Raw genomic sequence first — 21,064 nt, forward strand, 5'->3', positions numbered from 1 at the left:
AGTTATGAGAACTGCATGGGCAAGATAAAATAAGACATACTCATACTTTGTGAGCTATACTTAAGAAATAAATATGTTTGAAGTAAAGGATGTTTTCCATGTCATTTGATGGTTTATTTACAAAAGCAATGGTTGATGAACTCTCACGCACTTTAAAGGGCGGTAGAATTAACAAGGTGCATCAGCCTTATAAAAATGAAGTAATTCTAACAATCCGTGCGAACGGAGTGAACCAAAAGCTATTATTTTCTGCGCACCCCAGCTACGCACGTGTGCAGCTTACGAACGAAGCATACGATAACCCAAGCGAACCGCCAATGTTCTGTATGCTGCTAAGAAAGCATATTGAGGGCTATATATTAGAGGATGTATACCAAGTAGAAAATGATCGGATGATTATTTTTGAAATCAAAGGCAGAAATGAAATCGGTGATGTCAGCTACAAACAGCTAATCATCGAAGTCATGGGAAGACACAGTAATATTGTACTGGTTGATAAAACGAGGAATATCATTCTCGATAGTGTTAAGCACGTGTCATTTGCGGTAAATAGTCACAGAGCGATATTGCCAGGGCAGACATATATTTACCCGCCAGAACAAAACAAACAAAACCCTTTTATGGTTGGTACTGATGATATATTGAGAAAGATTGATTTTAATAGCGGTAAGCTTGATAAGCAAATTGTTGAGCATTTTGCTGGAACCTCACCATTATTCGCAAAAGAAGTTATTTACCAAAGCGGCATTGCTAACCGAGCAACCATACCGACAGCGTTCCTTCAGTTGATAGAAAGAATCAAGAGTGGAGAGCTTGTGCCTTCTATCATGTCAACAGATAATAAGGAAGTGTTCTACCTCTTTCCTCTACAGCATATTAAAGGAGAAGTAAAAACCTTTTCCACCTTAAGCGAGATGCTTGACCGTTTTTATTTTGGAAAGGCTGAACGGGACAGGGTAAAGCAGCAAGGAAATGATATTGAGCGGTTAATCATCAATGAAAAAGAAAAAAATGAGAAAAAAATTGAAAAGTTAGAAAGCACATTAAGAGAGGCTGAAAAAGCTGACCAGCTCCAACGTTTTGGTGAATTGTTAACAGCAAATCTCTATGCTGCAAAAAAAGGGATGAAAGAAATCGAAGTAATCGATTATTACGATGAAATGGGCGGCACAGTTGCGATTGCCTTGGATCCACGGAAGACGCCATCAGAAAATGCGCAAAAGTATTTTTCTAAATACCAGAAAGCTAAAAACTCTGTTTCCATTGTTATCGAACAAATCGAAAAAGCACGTGAGGAAGTTCTTTATTTTGAGAATTTACTACAGCAGGTGCAGTCAGCGTCCCCTAAGGACATCCAGGAAATTCGTGAGGAACTCGTGGAAGGGGGATATATCCGCGACCGGCAAAAACGAAATGCGAAAAAGATATCCAATGCTAAACCTATTTTAGACCATTACCTTTCTTCTGATGGCACTGAATTGATTGTCGGTAAAAATAATAAGCAAAATGATTATTTGACCAACAAACTTGCGGCAAGAGATGAGATTTGGCTTCATACAAAAGACATTCCTGGCTCTCATGTGGTCATTCGCAGTAAAGAACCATCAGAAGCAACTGTCCATGAAGCAGCAAAATTAGCTGCCTATTTTAGTAAAGCTCGAAACTCCAGTTCCGTACCAGTAGATTATACAAAGGTGCGGTATGTTAAAAAACCAAGCGGTGCAAAGCCTGGCTTTGTTATTTATGATAATCAACAGACAGTATATGTTACCCCTGAAGAAGAATTGGTTCTTAAACTTAAGAAATAATAAATATGCCCCGGATATCCGGGGCTATTGTTTTATTCAAATCTCTTACTCCATTCAGCTGGTGCCACGCTCCATGACAGTAAGCTTTCTTGATCATTTTTGCTAATGTAGCCCTTTTCGATGGCAACCTCTACTAGATTTGCAAAATCCGTAAGCGATTCACTTTGAATATCTTCTTGTTCGAATGCTTCCTTCCCCTTTTCCAGTCCATATGTAAAAATGGATACTACTCCAAGCACTTCACAGCCAGCTTCTCTAAGTGCCTGTACAGCTGTAATGACACTCCCGCCTGTGGAAATTAAATCTTCCACCACAACAACCTTCTGGCCCTTTTCTACTTTGCCCTCTATCTGGTTACCTTTGCCATGACCTTTTGCTTTCGAACGAACGTAACACATTGGTAAGTTTAATAAATCGCTAACCCAAGCTGCGTGTGGAATACCCGCAGTTGCAGTACCAGCAATAACATCTGCAGCTGGGTATTTCTCAAGAATTATAGCTTGCAAACCTTGTGCGATCGCTTTTCTTACTTCAGGATAAGAAAGAGTTAGGCGGTTGTCACAATAGATTGGCGAGCGTAATCCTGAAGTCCATGTAAATGGCTCGTTAGGTTTCAAAGCTACCGCATTGATTGTTAATAATTTTTCTGCTATTACTTTTTTCATAGTTGAACTCTCCTCCATGCATCTAACCATTTTTCGTAGCTGTTTACTGGATCAGTTGATCTTGTGATGGAACGACCTACAACGATCGACGACACACCAGCATCCCTTGCAAATTCAGGAGTGGCAATTCGTTTTTGGTCTCCGGTATTATCTTCTTCCATTCGTATACCTGGAGTAACTGTATAAAAACTGTCACCCAATTTTTCACGAATCGGATTTGCCTCCCATGCTGAGCAAACGACTCCATCTAAACCAGCTTCTTTTGCAAGAGAAGCATAATGAAGAACGGATGTTTCGAGTGGAACAGAAATGAGCTGTTCTTTATTCATTTGGTCTTCGGATGTACTTGTGAGCTGGGTAACTGCAATACATGATGGACGCATTCTTCCAGCTGTGGTCCCTTCATCTAATCCTTCTAAAGCAGCACGCATCATTTCTTTACCACCGGCAGCGTGTACGTTGACAAGGTCGCATTCCAGCCTTGCAAGACCCTTCATTGCACTTTTTACAGTATTGGGAATGTCATGAAGCTTTAAATCTAGAAAAATTCGATGACCATTACCTTTTAAATAATGAACAATTTCAGGACCTTCCTGATAAAACAGCTCCATCCCAACCTTTACAAACAGCTGCTTCCCATTAAATGGCTGTAAAAATTGCTCTACCTCATTACGATTCGCAAAATCAAGCGCGATGATAAGCGAGTTGTCCATGCTCCTGCCAGCTCCTTCCCCTGCATTCACTAATGTGTTCATAGCCTAATGTATCTAACAGCGACGGTAGTTCTTCAATAATGGTAGGACAGACGAATGGGTCTACAAAATTTGCTGTACCAACGGCAACGGCACTGGCACCAGCGTAGAAGAATTCAATTACTTCTTCAGCAGACTCAATACCGCCCATCCCAATAATCGGGATATTTACTGCCTGACTGACTTCATAAATCATCCGTAATGCGACAGGTTTAATCGCCGGTCCGGATAGACCGCCTGTACGATTGGCTAATATCGGTTTACCTGTTTTAAGATCTAGTCTCATTCCAACAAGTGTGTTGATCATCGTTAAGCCATCCGCTCCACCATCTTCTACCGCTTTGGCCATTTCAACAATATTGGTTACGTTCGGTGAAAGCTTGACATAAACTGGTACTTCGGAGACTTCTTTTACCCTCCGAGTTAACTGTCTTGCAACCTCCGGAATCGTACCAAAAGCGATTCCTCCTGTCTTTACATTCGGACAGGAAATATTCAATTCTAATGCATGAACATTGGAAGCTTTAGAGATTTCAGCTGCCACCTCGATGTAGTCTTCTTCTAATGAACCTGCAACGTTGGCAATAATCGGGACATCATACTGCGATAACCAGGGAAGTTCATTGCTTACTACTTTTTCCAAACCCGGATTTTGCAGTCCGATTGCGTTAAGCATTCCTGAGGATGTTTCGGCAACTCTCGGTGTTGGATTGCCGAACCGAGGTTCCACTGTCGTGGCTTTAATCATAATTGCACCCAGTTTACTTAAGTCATAGAATTGGCTATATTCTCTTCCAAATCCAAAGCATCCTGATGCAGGCATGATTGGGTTCTTTAAGTTTAAGCCAGGTAACTGTATATTCAGTCTGCTCATATTAATACCTCCCCGGCACGGAAAACTGGGCCATCACTGCAGACTTTTTTATAGGACACATCATCAAGCTCATTGCTTGTTTTGCATACACACGCAAAGCATGCTCCTACCCCGCAGCCCATTCTTTCTTCTAACGATAGAAACACTTTCTTATGAGAATACTGTTTTTCAATTGCTTTCAGCATTGGTGTTGGACCGCAAGTATATAAACAATCAAAATCTAGCTCTTTAATAACATCAGTAACATAACCTTTTTTCCCGTAAGAACCGTCCACTGTTGTAATATAAGTGTCCCCATATTCTAAAAACTCTTTTTCATAAAATACAGCAGATTCTGTCTGGAAACCAAGGACATGGATCACCTTTACTCCTTTTGCGGTCAGCTGCTTTGAAAGTTCATATAACGGTGGAACGCCAATCCCGCCGCCAACAAGTAAAGCAGTTTCCCCTGCTTTGACTTCATTGACAGGAAAACCATTGCCTAAGGGACCGAGAATATCTAGCAGCATTCCCGGGCCTTTCTCAGCAAGTAGTGTAGTCCCTTTTCCTTCTTTGCGATAAATCATCGTAAATTGAGAGTTACGCTTATCGACAGAAGAGATACTAATCGGTCTTCTCAACAGCGGATCTAGTGCTTTTGCAACCCGAATATGCACGAACTGTCCAGGTGCGTTAATCTCATTCACGAAATCTGCTTCAACATTTAGTTGAAAAATATCTTGTGCAATTTCTTTTTGGGAGATAATTTTGCATATTTCCTTTTTTATCAAGCAAAAACAACCTCCTTTTCCTCTACTGCCATGGCTTCTGCCGAAAAATTCATGGATTCGATTACTTTAAGGATGGCGTCAGCTGTGTCTAATGAAGTTAAACATGGAACCCCATTTTCAACTGCTTCACGACGGATTCTAAAGCCATCCCTTTCCGGCTGTTTTCCTTTTGTAAGTGTGTTAACAATGAACTGGGCCTCGCCATTATGAATAACGTCGAGCAGCGTTTTGCCTTCTGAGCCAATTTTTCCAATGACCTTAACCGGCAGACCAGCAGACTGAAGAACTGCAGCTGTACCACCAGTCGCCATTAAGCGGTAGCCGTTTGCAGCAAATCTCTTAGCAAGCTTTAATGATTCTTGTTTATCTTTATCCGCAACTGTAAACAATACCGTACCAAACTTTTGAATGTTCATACCTGAGGCTACTAAGCCTTTATAAAGTGCCTTTTCAAGGGTACTATCTTTTCCCATTACCTCACCTGTCGATTTCATTTCCGGTCCAAGCGTGATATCAACACTTCTTAATTTTGCAAAGGAGAAAACTGGAACTTTTACATACACTCCATTTTTTTCAGGGACGATCCCAGGTGTGTAGCCTTGCTCCACAATGGAAACTCCTAAGATTGCTTTTGTCGCAATTTTAGCCATTGGAACATTTGTGATTTTGCTTAAGAATGGAACCGTACGACTTGAACGCGGATTGACTTCAAGGACATATACTTGATCCTTTGAAATGACATACTGAATATTCAACAGTCCAACAATGTTTAGACCTTTCGCCATTTTTTCTGTGTATTCAACGAGTTTTTGTTTGATTCTATCTGAAAGTGTCTGCGGCGGATAAACGGCAATTGAATCACCAGAATGGACCCCAGCACGTTCAATATGCTCCATAATTCCTGGTATCAACACATTTTCACCGTCACAGATCGCGTCCACCTCGATTTCTTTTCCCGTTAAGTAGCGGTCAATTAAAACTGGATGTTCAGGATTGATTTTAACGGCATTTTCCATATAATGAAGCAGTTCTTCTTCACGATAGACAATCTCCATTGCTCTTCCGCCGAGTACATACGAAGGGCGCACAAGGACTGGGTAGCCGATTTCATTGGCAATTTCAACTGCCTCTGAAACAGATAATGCAGTTTTTCCTAGCGGCATTGGAATATCGAGTTGTACAAGGGCTTGTTCAAATTTATCCCTGTTCTCCGCACGATCCAAATCCTCTAGGCTTGTTCCGAGAATTTTTACCCCATTTTCCTCTAATTTTGCAGCAAGATTGATTGCTGTCTGCCCGCCAAATTGTACGACTACACCTAGAGGATTCTCTAAATCAATAATACTCATTACATCCTCAATCGTTAGTGGTTCAAAGTATAGCTTATCCGAGATACTAAAATCAGTCGAAACAGTTTCTGGATTATTATTAATAATAATCGCTTCATAACCAGCTTCTTTTATCGCTTTAACAGAATGAACCGTTGCGTAATCAAACTCAATCCCCTGGCCGATACGGATTGGACCAGAACCAAGTACAATGACACTTTGTCTGTCTGTTACAATCGATTCATTTTCTTCCTCGTATGTTCCATAGTAGTAAGGTGTTTCTGACTCAAATTCAGCTGCACATGTATCTACCATTTTATATACTGGAATCATACCGAAATCTTTACGTAGATGATATATATCCTGTTCTTTTTGCTTCCAGAGCTGGGCTATCGTCTTATCAGAGAACCCTTTTTGCTTCGCTTCCTTAAGGAGATCCATATCCATTTGGTTCGAAGCAAGTTTTGTTTCTAAATCGATAATTCCCTGGAACTTATTTAAGAAAAATAAGTCTATCTGGCTCCATTGATGGATGGTTTCTACCGTGATCCCTCGCTTCAGTGCTTCAGCGATGTAAAAGAGTCTCTCATCTCCGGCTTTGCAAATTCGTTTTTCTAATAATTCATCATTGATTTCTTCTGCTCCATTTAATTCGAAATGGTAGACACCAGCTTCTAAGGAGCGGATTGCTTTTAATAAAGATTCTTCAAAGGTTCTTCCAATCGCCATTACTTCCCCAGTAGCTTTCATTTGCGTTCCAAGTGAACGATTTCCTGATTCAAATTTATCAAATGGCCATCTCGGAATTTTTGTAACGATGTAGTCTAGAGCCGGTTCAAAGCTTGCATATGTTTTTCCTGTTACAGGATTAAGCATTTCATCTAGCGTTAAGCCTACTGCAATTTTTGCAGCAAGTTTCGCAATCGGATAACCGGTTGCTTTTGAGGCAAGCGCTGAAGAACGGCTTACCCTTGGATTTACTTCAATGATATAGTAGTTAAAGCTATAAGGGTCTAGTGCCAGCTGAACGTTACAGCCGCCTTCTATTCCTAGTGCACGAATGATTTTCAGAGAAACATTTCTTAATAGCTGATATTCTCTGTCACTTAATGTTTGGCTTGGAGCTACGACAATCGAGTCTCCTGTATGTACGCCCACAGGGTCGATGTTTTCCATATTACATACAACAATGGCATTATCATTTCCATCGCGCATTACTTCGTATTCGATTTCTTTATAACCGGCAATGCTTTTCTCAAGTAAACATTGGGTTACGGGACTATGCTTTAAACCGCTCGTAACGATTTCATCCAACTCTTCTGCATTATGGCAGATTCCGCCGCCTGTTCCGCCAAGTGTATAAGCAGGGCGAACAATGACAGGAAATCCGATTTTTTCAACAAAAGCATGTGCTTCCGCTAATTCATGGATGATTTCACTATCTGGAACAGGTTCACCAAGTTCATTCATTAGAGTACGGAATAAATCACGGTCCTCCGCTTGTTTGATGGCTGATAACTTTGTTCCTAAGATCTCAACTTCACACTCTTCTAATACTCCAGATTTTGACAACTCAACAGCTAAGTTTAGACCTGTTTGACCACCAAGAGTGGCAAGAAGCGCGTCTGGGCGTTCTTTGCGAATAATTCTGCTAACAAATTCCTCTGTTAATGGTTCAATATATACGGCATCGGCAATCTCTGTGTCTGTCATAATAGTTGCCGGATTAGAGTTTACAAGAATAACACGATAACCTTCTTCTTTCAGAGCGATACAAGCCTGGGTGCCTGCGTAATCAAATTCTGCTGCCTGGCCGATGACAATCGGTCCTGAACCAATCACTAAAATGGAGTTTATATCAGTACGTTTTGGCATGTTGTGGAAACCTCCTGTTTTTGATCTTCAATCATCGCAAGAAACTGATCGAATAGATGGTTGGCGTCTTCAGGTCCTGGTGACGCTTCTGGGTGGTATTGAACAGTAAAGGCAGGATAATCTAAATGCTTTAGACCTTCGACTGTTCCATCATTTAAGGCGATATGGGTAACTGTCAGCCTTGTATTCTGTAAAGACTTTTCTTCAACCGTAAATCCATGGTTTTGTGCTGTAATCGCGATTTTTCCTGTTGTTAAATCTTTAACAGGATGGTTAGAACCTCTGTGACCGAATTTCATTTTGACTGTATTGGCACCACTTGCTAATGCAAATAATTGGTGTCCAAGGCATATACCAAATATTGGTACTAGGCCTAATAACTGCTTAATCATATGGATTGCTTCTGGGACATCCTTTGGATCCCCAGGTCCGTTGGAAAGCATAATTCCGTCTGGTCGTAATTGCAGGATTTCATCCGCTGTTGTATGGTATGGAACCACAACCACATCACAATTACGTTTATTTAATTCTCGTAAAATACCGTGTTTCATTCCAAAATCAACAAGCACAATTCTTTTTCCTCTGCCTGGACTTGGATAAGAATTCTTTGTAGAGACTCTTCTCACTTGGTCAATCGGCAGCTTTGTCTGTCTTAGTTTACTAATTACTTCACTTGGATCACTTTCAATCGAGCAGATAGCTCCTTTTAGTGTTCCATATTGACGAATAATTCTTGTTAATTTACGTGTATCAATCCCTGCAATTCCGGGGATATTTTTCATTTTAAAATACTCATCCATCGTAAATTCACTTCTCCAATTGGAAGGGAATTCTGCAGCTTCCTTCACAATAAAACCTTTCACTGCAGGGTTAATGGTTTCAAAATCGTCTCGGTTGATTCCATAGTTTCCAATCAATGGGTACGTCAGCATAACAATTTGCCCACAATAAGATGGGTCTGAAAGTATTTCTTGATAGCCTGTCATTCCTGTATTAAAGACGACTTCTCCGATTGTATCCATATGACTTCCAAAACCATCGCCGATAAAAATCGTTCCATCTTCTAAAATTAGCTGTGCTTTCATACTGTTACACGTCCTTTTTCCCAAACTACTTGCCCGTTACAAATCGTCATTTCTGCCCAGCCCTTACAATTCCAGCCAGTAAATGGTGTGTTTTTCCCTTTAGATAGAAATTCTTGTGGGTCAATGACTCTTTCTTCTTCAAGATTTAATAATACGATGTCTGCAGGTGCTCCTACTTCAATCGTTCCAAATGGAAGAGAAAATGTCTCGGCTGGTTTTGTTGTCATAAAACCAATTAACTGTTCAAGACTCATGATGTTCTTTAATACAAAATGTGTATATAGAAGCGGAAAAGCTGTTTCTAATCCGACAATCCCAAAAGGTGCCAGCTCTATACCTTCATTTTTTTCTTCACTTGTATGTGGTGCATGATCGGTTGCAATAAAATCAATCGTTCCGTCCAATAGTCCTTCAAGTAACGCTTCTCGGTCAGCCTGATCACGAAGCGGCGGATTCATTTTATAATTAGGGTCAAGATTATCTGGGATATCATCTTGAGTTAATAATAAATGGTGTGGAGTGACTTCCGCAGTCACTTTAATCCCAGCTCTTTTAGCATCTCTTATCACACGAACGGATTCTTTTGTGCTGACATGGCAAACGTGATAATGGCACCCTGCTGCTTCTGCAAGCAGTACATCCCTTGCAATCTGGACAGACTCACAAACAGATGGAATTCCGTTTAATCCATTCCTTTTGGAAAAAGAACCTTCATGGACACAGCCTTTATTTATTAGTGTGTCTTCTTCACAATGGGCCACAATCGCCATGTTCGCTGCAGCAGCCTTTTGCATTGCCTTTAACATCATATCTGCAGATTGTACGCCGACACCATCATCGGTAAATGCGAAAGCTCCAGCATTTTTTAATCCCTCAAAATCTGTTAAATCCCTGCCAAGCTGTCTGACCGTGATTGAAGCATAAGGTAAAACACGGACACTTGCAGTTTCTTGAATTCTATTTTGGACCCATTCCATTTGTTCCACTGAATCTGGAACAGGTCTTGTATTCGGCATTGCAGCAAGAGTTGTATATCCACCTCTAGCTGCTGCACGTGTACCAGTTGCAATCGTTTCTTTCTTCTCGCCTCCTGGCTCACGGAGATGGACGTGTAAATCGATAAATCCTGGAGAAACCAGCATTCCTTCTGCATTAATTTTTCGATCTGCTTCTGCTTCTATTTGTTTAGCAATCTTTACAATTTTTCCATCTTCTATTAAAATATCGGCTTGTGTCTTTTCGCCGTTAAATGCTATGTAACTGGCGTTCTGAATAAGTAGTTTCATTTCCATACACTCCTTTTAAACTTTCTAGTGACCTTTTTAATACAGCCATTCTCACAAATACACCATTTTCCATTTGCTTGAAGATTCTTGAACGTTTGCATTCTACTAAGCTATCAGAAATCTCAACATTTCGATTTACCGGTGCTGGGTGCATAATGATACTGTGGGGCTTCATCATCTTCTCTCTTTCTAATGTAAGCCCAAATTGTCTATGGTAATCCGCTGCTGTGTAGCTCCCCTTCTTTTGGTGCCGTTCATGCTGAACACGCAGGAGCATAACCACGTCGGCCTCCACGATTGCCTCATCAATTGGTCTAAATCGTGCAGCACTTAGACTATGATGGTCAAACCATTCAATTGGTCCTGAGAAAATAACATCCGCACCTAATCTTGTCAGGGTATCGGCATTGGAACGTGCAACTCTGCTGTGTCTGATGTCACCAATGATGGCTATTTTCAAGCCTGTAAAAGTGCCAAACTCCTGATAGATGGTTAAAAGGTCTAAAAGAGACTGGGTAGGATGATGACCACAGCCATCTCCTCCATTAATGATCGGGATATTTACTTTTTCAACAAGTTCATCAAAGTAACGATCTTGACCATGTCGAATAACAATTGTATTAACGCCAATGGATTCAAGTGTTTTCACAGTATCGTACAGTGTTTCTCCCTTTTGAACACTTGAAGTTTGGACTTCAAATGGAATAACCTTTAGCCCTAACTTTCTCTCTGCTACTTCAAAACTCGATTTTGTCCTTGTACTAGCTTCAAAAAATAAGTTAGCAGAAAACATTTGTGTATCAGGACTCCACTTCATTCCATCAGCAAATTGCTGTGCCTCTGTTAAAATTTGATAGATCTCTTCAACTTTCAGCTCATTTGTGGTTAGCAAGTGATTTAACATGCTATTCCCCCATCTCTTTTTTGATTAGAAAAGCGGAAGCGCCTTGCCCAGGGGCGACAGGCATAAGACGAGCCGGCGAGAAGGTTGGTTTTTACCTTCTTGACGGATTGGCTTAGACCTGAGAGCCCCTAGGCGCTGCAGCTAGACATTACTATAAAAAAGACCCTGACCATAAAAGATCAGGGTGCAATAAATCTTACCTAGTTCATGAATGTGCTCGCACATTACAATCACTCAGTATTACACCCTTATAGCCTCTCTGGACTACTTTTAAAAGGTTGATTATTCTTATGCAGTTTTTGGTTTATCTTTTTCTACTATTTGTTCAAACATATCTTCACTTACTGGTTCTTTACCAGGAAGGATTAAGTGTAAAAGAACACCTGCTATTGCTGCTAATGCCATTCCTTGAATTTGGAAGGATTCTGATACTTTTATAAACGCGCCGCCAATCCCAATGACAAGAATGACCGATGAAATGACCAAGTTACGATTGTTACTAAAATCAACTTTACTGTCAACGAGCATCCGTAAACCGGATGAAGCAATGATTCCAAAGAGCAATATGGAAACACCGCCCATAACTGGTGTTGGGATGGTACTGATTAATGCAGTTATTTTTCCGACAAATCCAAAGATAGTAGCGAGAACGGCCGCACCTGCAATGACATATACACTATATACTCGAGTTATTGCAAGGACACCAATATTTTCACCATAGGTTGTTTTTGGCGGTCCGCCAATCAATGCCGAAATAATGGTTGCTGTTCCATCTCCTAAAATGGAGCGGTGTAAACCTGGTTCTTTAATGTAATCACGACCAACTACTTTACTTAGTACAAGCTGGTGACCAATGTGTTCAGAAAGTGTTACGATTGCGACTGGTACCATTAGCAGTGCCAGGTCCCATGTTACTTTTACTTCGTAGCTTACGAAAGGAATGATGAATTCTGGCATTTCAAACCAACTTGCTTCTAATACAGGTTTAAAATCAACAATTCCGATTGCAAAAGAGTAAAGATATCCAACCACTATACCTGCAAGGATTGGGATAATGCTCAAAATCCCGCGCATGTAAATGGTACAAATAATAGTTGCTGCTAAGGTTAGTAAAGCAGCGGAGAAATGAATCAGGCTGTATTCTCCTGCAGGATTATTCATTGCCATATTAACAGCAGTACCAGCAAGCGCTAAACCAATTACGATAATAACTGGGCCCACTACAATCGGTGGCAGCAAATTCATAATCCAGCGATGTCCTGCTTTACTAATGACTAAAGCGACTATTCCGTATACAAGACCTGCCATGAAGGAACCGATCATGGCACCACCTGGTCCGGCTGTTGCTTTTGCAGCAATGACTGGAGCAATAAAAGCAAAGGAGGAACCAAGATATGCTGGCACCTGCCATTTTGTAATCATTAAGAAAGCGAGTGTTCCTAAACCACTTGATATTAATGCAATTGCTGGACTTAACCCAACAAGATATGGAACAAGAATCGTTGCCCCAAACATAGCGAATAAGTGTTGTAAGCTTAAAGTAAGCCATTGCGCAGGATTTGGTCTCTGATTTACATCTAGGATGGGTTTGTTGTTCATTTTTTTCTCCTCCACAATCTTTCTATTATTATGTCTGTGTTTTCTAATAAAAAACCCTCTTTGTCCACGAGTGTACAAAGAGGGTATGGAAATGCCAGTTCAGCTTTAATGATGGCATACTCCCCTTTGTCAGCCTCACAGGACTGCAATTAAAGGGTTACTATTTACTTTTCAAAGATACTTACTTGGTCAACCTTATCGACATCCTCTAATTCAACGACTACCTTTTCACTGCTCGAAGTTGGGATGTTTTTTCCAACATAATCTGCTCGAACCGGCAGCTCGCGGTGACCGCGGTCAACAAGCACAGCAAGTTGTATCGACGAGGGACGACCAAGATCCATGACGGCGTCTAGTCCTGCTCTTACGGTTCTGCCTGTATATAAAACATCGTCAACGAGAATTACTTTTTTATCTGTCAATTCCACTGGAATATTTGACCCCTTCACGAGAGGTTCCTGATCATCTGTTTTTTTGGTTAAATCATCCCGGTAAAGGGTAATGTCCAATTCACCAACAGGTATCGGTTTTCCTTCAATTTCTTCGATTTTTGCAGCAAGTCTTTCTGCAATGAATATTCCCCTGGTTCGGATACCTACAAGCACACAATTTTCAATCCCTTTATTCTTTTCAATGATTTGGTGGGCAATTCTTGTTAATGCTCTTCCAATTGCTTGTGCGTCTAATACTACTGCTTTTTGATTCACTCATCTCACCCGCCTGGTATAATAAAAAAACCTCTCACGCTTTGAGGTGAGAGGTACAAGAGTTTGTTAGTATGGGCATAGGTATCCCAACCAAACTATCCGTTCCTTCTCAGCCTCACTGGACTGATTTAAAGGCATATTCAACTGTTGTTATCGTACTTTAATTCGACAAATATGTCAACGATTATTTCGCATTTTCTCTAATAACTCTTCAAATTCTCTAGGCAGCGGCGCTTCGAATTCTAGGTATTCGTTGGTTCTAGGGTGGTTAAATCCAAGGATTCCTGCATGTAATGCTTGTCCATTAATATCCAAAGTTTTCTTTGGACCATACTTTGGATCACCTGCGAGCGGATAGCCAATGTATTTCATATGAACACGTATTTGGTGAGTCCTCCCTGTCTCCAGTTGACACTCCACAAACGTAAAATCCTTAAACCGCTCAATCACATGGAAATGAGTAACAGCATGCTTACCATTATCAACCACAGTCATACTCTGGCGATCTTTTGTATCTCTTCCAAGCGGCGCATCGATCGTTCCAAAATCGTGCGGAATTACTCCATGAACGATGGCTCTATACTTCCGGGTAACGGTTTTTTCCACTAATTGGTTTACAAGCTTTTCATGGGCCATATCATTTTTTGCCACCATTAATAGACCAGAAGTGTCTTTATCAATACGATGAACGATACCGGGTCTTAAAACACCATTTATTCCTGATAGATCCTTACAATGAGCCATTAATCCATTAACAAGTGTTCCTGTTAAATGTCCTGGTGCTGGATGAACTACCATCCCGCTTGGTTTATTAACCACTAAAACGTCTTTATCTTCGAAATAAATATCTAAATCCATCTCTTCAGGAATTACATCAAGTAACTCTGGGTCTGGGATCGTAATCTCGATTTCATCATTCATACTGCATTTGTAATTCGTTTTAATTTTTTGTCCATTCACTAGGACATTTCCTTCTTTAATCCATTGCTGAACCTGAGTTCTTGACCATTCTTCATCTAAAGTCGAAATAACTTTATCAATTCGGTCTCCCTTTTGTTGTTCAAGAATGGTGTGTACCATTTTCTCCATATGATTTCTCCTTTGTTTCACGCTCATCACGCAGCATTTGAATCATTAATAATACTACGCCAATGACTAAAGCCGAATCCGCAATATTAAAAACTGGGAAGTTATAATTGAAAATATACGTATGAATAAAATCAACAACTTCTTTACGAAGTAAGCGGTCGATAAAATTACCGATGGCACCGCCTAGCATAAATGCTAAGGAAACACCTAACAGCCACTTACCTTTTGCTTCTTTTTGAATGTAATAAATGATCGCAATGATTACTATAGCAGTAATTACATAGAAGAACCACATTTGTCCTTGTAATATCCCCCATGCTGCCCCCTGATTTCGGTGAGAGGTAATGTACAAAAAGTCCTCAATAATTGGGATACTTTCACCAAGATACATTTTTGTGACAATCAGCCATTTTGTCACTTGGTCCATTAAAATAATAAAAATTGCGATTAAATAATAAAACACTAAGGAATACCCCCATCTCACACGTTGACTTGACTCCTTAGCATTTTAGCATAATCTTCATCTAAACGACAATGTAACGCTAGAAAATCGTGGAATTAATTGGTTTCCGATAAAAATGCTCCAAAATCTCTGAATCCCTAGAGGTCTTAATCGTCGGCATAATTTTCAAAAGATATTCAGGTATCGGTTCTCCTGAAGTTTCACATTGTCCAAAATTACCTTCTTCTAACTTTTGAATTGCAGTTGTAATATCCTCTAATTCGTCCTCTAACACCGTGACAATCCATTCATTTTTCTGCTTATTTCTCAATGATCTAACTATTTCTAATTGTGTTTTACGGAGTTCCCAAAACAGCTCTTCCTGCATTGCATTCATAGTTGTAACCTCCGTTATGTCATTTCTTATATTATCTCCCCACAAATTAAGCTGAACCGGGAAAACATTTGACATCAACAACAACAATTAACGAAAAAGGGTAAAAAATGAAAAAACCCCATAAATTAATTATGGGGTTCTTTGCTTATGCTAAGTGTGTATAGTTTTCTTTTACTACTTCTGCACAACGCGGGCAAAGTGTCGGATGTTCTGAGTCTTTACCAACTTCAGGGGTCACAACCCAGCAGCGTTCACATGTTTCACCTTCTGCTTTAGTGACAACTATAGCAGCTGTATCCAATTTAATTGCATTTTCAGGTGCTTGATCATAGCTTCCTGCGACTTCAAATCCAGAGATGATAAACAATTGCTGTACATTCTCCTGAATTGAGTCTAACAAGTTTTTCGTATTCTCATTCACATATAAAGAAACCTTTGCTGTTAATGATTTACCAATCACCTTTTGATTTCTTGCTTCTTCTAGCGCTTTTAATACATCATCGCGAAGCTTCATAAAAGAGGTCCATTTTTCTTCCAAAGCTTTTGCATTATCAAGCTCCTGATATACAGGCATATCTGTTAGTTGTACGCTTTCCTCTGTAACTGCTGGAATGAACTTCCAAACTTCATCTGCAGTATGAGGAAGAATTGGCGTAACTAGCTTTGTTAATGCAACTAAAGAATCATAAAGAACAGTTTGAATCGCACGTCGCTCAGCGTTGTTAACTGACTCAATATAAAGAACATCCTTAGCAAAATCAAGATAGAACGCACTTAAATCAAGGGTACAGAAATTGTTAACCGCATGATAAATTCCCGCAAACTCGTAATTCTCATAAGCATTTAAGGAATATTTGACCAGCTTGTTTAATTTTACGAGCATAAATTGATCCACTTCACGAAGGTTCTCATATGAAACGCGATCACTTGCTGGATTAAAGTCCGCCAAGTTACCAAGCAAGAAACGGAAGGTGTTACGGATTTTTCGATATACTTCTGCGACCTGCTTCAAAATAGCGTCGGATACACGAACATCCGCCTGATAATCAACAGAAGCGACCCAAAGCCTTAGAATATCTGCTCCTAATTGTTTCATTACCTTCTCAGGAACAACAACATTTCCTAATGATTTACTCATTTTCCTGCCTTCACCGTCGAGGGCAAATCCATGGCTAAGTACACCTTTATAAGGAGCTTTCCCAGTTACTGCAACAGCAGTTGAAAGTGAAGAGTTAAACCAGCCGCGATATTGATCTGAACCTTCAAGATATAAATCTGCTGGACGTACTAAGTCTTCTCTTTCTAAAAGAACAGCTTGGTGAGATGAACCTGAATCGAACCAAACATCCATGATATCTGATTCTTTAGTGAACAATCCATTAGGGCTTCCTGGATGTGAAAAGCCTTCCGGCAGAAGGTCTTTTGCTTCTCGTTCAAACCAAATATTTGAACCGAATTCACGGAACATGCCTGAAACATGTTCAATTGTTTCATCCGTAATGATTTCTTCTCCATTTTCAGCATAAAACACTGGGATTGGAACTCCCCACACACGTTGGCGTGAAATACACCAATCTCCGCGGTCACGGACCATATTAAATAGTCGTGTTTCACCCCATGCTGGTACCCACTTTGTTTCTTTAACTGCTTCAAGCAAGTCATCTCGGAAGTCTTTTATCGATGCAAACCATTGTGCTGTAGCTCTAAAGATTACAGGCTTTTTAGTTCTCCAATCATGTGGATAGGAGTGTGTGATAAACGAAAGTTTTAAGAGAGCCCCTGCTTCTTCTAACGCTTGAGCAATTGGCTTATTTGCACTATCGTAAAATAATCCTTCGAAACCTGGTGCTTCACTCGTCATTACACCTTTATCATCTACTGGGCAAAGTACTTCAAGTCCATACTTTTGACCAACATGGAAGTCATCCTCCCCGTGTCCCGGAGCTGTGTGAACGCAACCTGTTCCAGCATCGGTTGTGACATGTTCACCCAGCATTACTAAGGAGTCACGGTCATATAATGGATGTGCTGCAAGGATATTCTCTAGTTCATTACCTTTTACCTTTTGAACAACAGTCACCTCTTCCCAGCCTATTTCCTTTGTTACTGCTTCAAGAAGAGCCTCCGCCACTAAATATTTGTTTCCATTAGTTTCAACGACCACATAGGTTAGTTCGGGATGAACTGAAATTCCTAGGTTAGCAGGAATCGTCCAAGGTGTAGTCGTCCAGATGACAATATGGACGTCCGTATCAAGAACACCTTTTCCATCTTTTACTTTAAAACCAACATAAATTGAAGGTGACTTTTTATCTTGATATTCAATTTCAGCTTCTGCAAGAGCAGATTCACTTGACGGGGACCAATAAACTGGCTTAAGACCTTTATAAATATAGCCCTTCTTCGCCATTTCCCCAAAGACTTTAATTTGCTGTGCCTCATATTCAGGCTTTAGTGTGATATATGGATTTTCCCAATCACCACGTACACCAATTCGTTTAAATTGTTCACGTTGATTGCTTACTTGTTCAAGGGCATATTTAGTACAAAGCTGACGGAATTCAGCTACAGTCATCTCTTTACGCTTTACTCCCTTATTTGTTAACGCCTGCTCGATAGGCAAACCATGTGTATCCCAGCCTGGAACATATGGTGCATTAAAGCCACTCATCGATTTAAAGCGAACAATCATGTCTTTTAATACTTTGTTTAGGGCGTGACCCATATGAATATCGCCATTTGCATATGGAGGTCCATCATGGAGTACAAACATTGGACGTCCTGCAGTACGCTCCTGAACTTTTTTGTAGATATCCATTTCCTCCCACTTGGCCTGAATTTCAGGTTCTCTTTGCGGAAGATTGCCACGCATTGGAAACTCAGTTTTTGGCATTAATAACGTATCTTTGTATTCCATTTTCTAATTCCTCCTGTACATACTCATCATAAACAGAATTGCCAATAGACAAATAAAAAAACCCTCTCATCCCATAAAAGGGACGAGAAGGTTTTATTCCCGCGGTACCACCCTGATAAATAGTACAAATGTGTACTATCCTCTTTAAGATTCGTAACGTGAATAACCCGCCATAACTTATTCTCCTATAAAAGAATTTCAGTCTGGGACTCAAGGGTGATCTTCCAATTTCTCACTTTTCCCAGGCTTCCACCCTCCCTGGCTCGCTATCAAAAGTTTGTTGAAAAATTGTACTGTCCCTCTCATTGTCATTACCATTCTTTATTTACCTGTTAAAAAATTATATGCGAAATAATACCAGTTCGTCAAGCTAAGGAATCTTCTTCTTCGTGGATTTTTAATTCTGTTGCATCCACTTCATATTCTAATAGATGATCCCAATCGTCTGTATTAAGCATATCTAACTGAGCTTCAATCAACATCTTAAAACGTGTACGGAATACTTTTGATTGCTTCTTCAAGTCCTCGATCTCAAGAGCAATTTTTCTAGCCTTTGAAAGCGACTCATTGACAATACGGTCGGCATTCTTTTCTGCTTCCTTTATTATGAGCTTGGCTTCCTTTTGAGCATTACGTTTTACATCTTCACCAGCTTCTTGAGCAATAATAATTGACTTGTTTAAAGTTTCTTCAATATTAACAAAATGACCCAGACGGTCCTTCATTTCATTTAAACGTTCTTCTATTTCTTTTTTTTCACGTAGGACTAGTTCATAATCCTTAATGACTTGGTCTAAAAATTCATTTACCTCGTCTTCATCGTAACCACGAAAACCTTTATTAAATTCTTTATTGTGAATGTCTAACGGCGTTAACGGCATGATGCCACCTCCAAGAATCTATCTTCTGTATGTATCTATTATATAGGCTGTGTTAATTTGGCCTGTTGATCTCCGCTCCAATCAACAGGGTGCAAAATCACAATTAACTTTTACACAGCCAATGTATAAAGCAAATATTCGACAATGTTTTCGGAAATCCTGCTAAAATATAAAATTATTTTTGCTTTCCTACGACGATTCGCCATTTATCTTTTTTTGTTCTTCCTTCAATGGACAAAATTTTCACTCTGCCATGTCCTCTAACGGACAATAAATCACCTTCTGCACATTCAAAAGAAACATTTTCTATTGATGTCCAGTTTACTTTTACTAACCCCTGTTGGATAAAGAGCTGTGATTTTTGTCTAGAGATATTATGAACACTTGAAATAATCGTATCAAGCCTTAAGGAGGAAACGGTTGTGACCTGCTCTGCCCATAAATCATCAGTCGTTATGGCTTCATCCAGGGACAGCTCTTTTAATCGTATAGAAGCTTTGCCAATCGATTCTAAATTATTTTTGATATAATCACTGATTTCTGCAGCAGCGAAAAACTGTACTCGTCCATCTTTTATCAATATGTCGCCAAATTTCCCACGTTTTAATCCTAGGGACATGAGTGAACCTAGAACTTGTGGATGTTCGATCGAAACAAATTTAATAGGATAGTCAATTTCAATTAGATTAATTTGAAATTCATCTTCACCTGGCATCAGGTAATCCGGCATGATTAATGCTCTTTTTCTTTCACTAGCTGAAATCCCGCCAAAAAGCTGGTACTTTATATTTCCATTCTCACCTATTAAGACTTTTAAAATATGCTGCTCTCTCGGATCAAGAAAGTCGGTCAGCTTTGCTGTATAACTGGAATCAACATAATCTTTCCAATGCAATACTTGATCAATAAATTCCCGTTCCTCCGGGCGAAAATGCTGATAAATATTCATGTTTAACTCCTTACAGACCGGATAGGTTAAATTAAGAAATTAAGTTTTGTAAAACTATTAAGCCATTCGGGGCAAAAGATAAAACAAAGAAAGCTGCTAAAGGAGAAAGATCCATCATGCCAAGAGGTGGAATGATTTTTCTAAAGGGTTCTAGAAATGGCTCACATAATTTACCAAGGATAGCGCCAATCTGAGAGTCCCTCATATTTGGAAACCAAGATAAAAGGATATAGATGATCAGCATCCATTTATATATTCCAAGTAATTGGATCAAAACGTTAAAAATAATATCCATTTCTTTTTACCACCTTGTATCTTGATATTCTTGTTCCTTTACTAATTCAGATATATTGCCGGAAATCTCCACATTATCTGGAGTACATAAAAAGATACTGGATCCTATTTTTTGAATATCTCCACCTAGTGCATAGACAGCCCCACTCAAAAAGTCGACGATTTGTCTTCCTTCCTCATGGTCAATACGCTGAAGATTTACAACAACTGCACGGCGGTTTTTTAAATGATCGGTGATATCCTGGGCTTCTGCATATACTCTCGGTTCTACTAAAATTACCTTAGAAGCCTTTTGGACACTTTGCAAACTAACAACATTTTGAGGTTTTATAGACTGTTTTTGTGGCTTTATGGGTTCAACCTTTTCATAGTCATCCTGATTATTATCATCGTAGTCATCATCTAAAAAGAAAAATGTTTTTAATTTCGATTTAATCGTCAT

19 protein-coding genes and 1 other annotated feature are annotated in these 21,064 nt (G+C 39.8%); of the genes, 1 reads left to right on the forward strand and 18 read right to left on the reverse strand.

Annotated features, from left to right (window positions below):
- The first annotated feature begins 98 nt into the window (after positions 1-98).
- Complete coding sequence (locus F4694_RS09635) at positions 99-1,808, forward strand: Rqc2 family fibronectin-binding protein (protein ID WP_179597261.1); 1,710 nt, start codon at positions 99-101, stop codon at positions 1,806-1,808.
- Positions 1,809-1,840: 32 nt separating this feature from the next.
- On the opposite strand, the gene pyrE is transcribed toward F4694_RS09635, so the two are convergent.
- The 18 genes from pyrE to F4694_RS09725 form a co-directional block, all read right to left on the reverse strand.
- The gene (gene pyrE, locus F4694_RS09640; protein ID WP_179597263.1) at positions 1,841-2,473 is read right to left on the reverse strand and encodes an orotate phosphoribosyltransferase; all 633 of its coding nucleotides are present in this window, start codon (positions 2,471-2,473) and stop codon (positions 1,841-1,843) included.
- The gene (gene pyrF, locus F4694_RS09645; protein WP_179597265.1) at positions 2,470-3,186 is read right to left on the reverse strand and encodes an orotidine-5'-phosphate decarboxylase; all 717 of its coding nucleotides are present in this window, start codon (positions 3,184-3,186) and stop codon (positions 2,470-2,472) included. The genes pyrE and pyrF overlap by 4 nt, the downstream gene beginning before the upstream one ends.
- Complete coding sequence (locus tag F4694_RS09650) at positions 3,158-4,099, reverse strand: dihydroorotate dehydrogenase (protein WP_179597267.1); 942 nt, start codon at positions 4,097-4,099, stop codon at positions 3,158-3,160. The genes pyrF and F4694_RS09650 overlap by 29 nt, the downstream gene beginning before the upstream one ends.
- A complete protein-coding gene (locus tag F4694_RS09655) occupies positions 4,096-4,869 on the reverse strand; it encodes a dihydroorotate dehydrogenase electron transfer subunit (protein WP_179597269.1) in 774 nt (257 codons plus the stop codon). The genes F4694_RS09650 and F4694_RS09655 overlap by 4 nt, the downstream gene beginning before the upstream one ends.
- Positions 4,866-8,072 (reverse strand): carbamoyl-phosphate synthase large subunit, encoded by a 3,207-nt coding sequence (carB, locus tag F4694_RS09660; RefSeq protein WP_179597271.1) that lies wholly within the window; start codon positions 8,070-8,072, stop codon positions 4,866-4,868. The genes F4694_RS09655 and carB overlap by 4 nt, the downstream gene beginning before the upstream one ends.
- Positions 8,051-9,157: a carbamoyl phosphate synthase small subunit gene (locus F4694_RS09665; RefSeq protein WP_179597273.1), complete on the reverse strand. Its 1,107-nt coding sequence runs from the start codon at positions 9,155-9,157 to the stop codon at positions 8,051-8,053. Before F4694_RS09665 ends, carB begins: the two co-directional genes overlap by 22 nt.
- Positions 9,154-10,443 (reverse strand): dihydroorotase, encoded by a 1,290-nt coding sequence (locus F4694_RS09670; RefSeq protein WP_179597275.1) that lies wholly within the window; start codon positions 10,441-10,443, stop codon positions 9,154-9,156. Before F4694_RS09670 ends, F4694_RS09665 begins: the two co-directional genes overlap by 4 nt.
- Positions 10,403-11,347, reverse strand: coding sequence for an aspartate carbamoyltransferase catalytic subunit (locus F4694_RS09675; RefSeq protein ID WP_179597277.1), 945 nt, complete (start codon positions 11,345-11,347; stop codon positions 10,403-10,405). Before F4694_RS09675 ends, F4694_RS09670 begins: the two co-directional genes overlap by 41 nt.
- 288 nt (positions 11,348-11,635) lie before the next feature.
- Positions 11,636-12,946 carry a solute carrier family 23 protein gene (locus tag F4694_RS09680; RefSeq protein ID WP_179597279.1) on the reverse strand — a complete coding sequence of 437 codons (1,311 nt, stop codon included), beginning with the start codon at positions 12,944-12,946 and terminating at the stop codon, positions 11,636-11,638.
- Positions 12,947-13,110: 164 nt separating this feature from the next.
- Positions 13,111-13,653 carry a bifunctional pyr operon transcriptional regulator/uracil phosphoribosyltransferase PyrR gene (gene pyrR, locus F4694_RS09685; RefSeq protein ID WP_179597281.1) on the reverse strand — a complete coding sequence of 181 codons (543 nt, stop codon included), beginning with the start codon at positions 13,651-13,653 and terminating at the stop codon, positions 13,111-13,113.
- Positions 13,654-13,830: 177 nt separating this feature from the next.
- Positions 13,831-14,742, reverse strand: coding sequence for an RluA family pseudouridine synthase (locus F4694_RS09690; protein WP_179597283.1), 912 nt, complete (start codon positions 14,740-14,742; stop codon positions 13,831-13,833).
- A complete protein-coding gene (lspA, locus tag F4694_RS09695) occupies positions 14,714-15,205 on the reverse strand; it encodes a signal peptidase II (RefSeq protein ID WP_179597285.1) in 492 nt (163 codons plus the stop codon). Before lspA ends, F4694_RS09690 begins: the two co-directional genes overlap by 29 nt.
- Positions 15,206-15,284: 79 nt before the next feature.
- Positions 15,285-15,581, reverse strand: a complete 297-nt coding sequence (locus F4694_RS09700) for a hypothetical protein (RefSeq protein ID WP_179597288.1) — start codon at positions 15,579-15,581, stop codon at positions 15,285-15,287.
- Between the two features lie 145 nt (positions 15,582-15,726).
- Complete coding sequence (gene ileS / locus F4694_RS09705) at positions 15,727-18,498, reverse strand: isoleucine--tRNA ligase (RefSeq protein ID WP_179597290.1); 2,772 nt, start codon at positions 18,496-18,498, stop codon at positions 15,727-15,729.
- A 75-nt stretch (positions 18,499-18,573) separates the two neighbouring features.
- Positions 18,574-18,813: a binding site (T-box leader), on the reverse strand.
- A gap of 50 nt (positions 18,814-18,863) precedes the next feature.
- Positions 18,864-19,379 carry a DivIVA domain-containing protein gene (locus F4694_RS09710; RefSeq protein WP_179597292.1) on the reverse strand — a complete coding sequence of 172 codons (516 nt, stop codon included), beginning with the start codon at positions 19,377-19,379 and terminating at the stop codon, positions 18,864-18,866.
- Positions 19,380-19,554: 175 nt separating this feature from the next.
- Positions 19,555-20,328: a YlmH family RNA-binding protein gene (locus tag F4694_RS09715; protein WP_179597294.1), complete on the reverse strand. Its 774-nt coding sequence runs from the start codon at positions 20,326-20,328 to the stop codon at positions 19,555-19,557.
- Between the two features lie 31 nt (positions 20,329-20,359).
- Complete coding sequence (locus F4694_RS09720; RefSeq protein ID WP_179597296.1) at positions 20,360-20,623, reverse strand: YggT family protein; 264 nt, start codon at positions 20,621-20,623, stop codon at positions 20,360-20,362.
- A 6-nt stretch (positions 20,624-20,629) separates the two neighbouring features.
- Positions 20,630-21,064, reverse strand: coding sequence for a cell division protein SepF (locus F4694_RS09725; RefSeq protein ID WP_179597298.1), 435 nt, complete (start codon positions 21,062-21,064; stop codon positions 20,630-20,632).

It is taken from the genome of Neobacillus driksii (assembly GCF_013409995.1).
GTDB lineage: Bacteria > Bacillota > Bacilli > Bacillales > Cytobacillaceae > Neobacillus > Neobacillus driksii.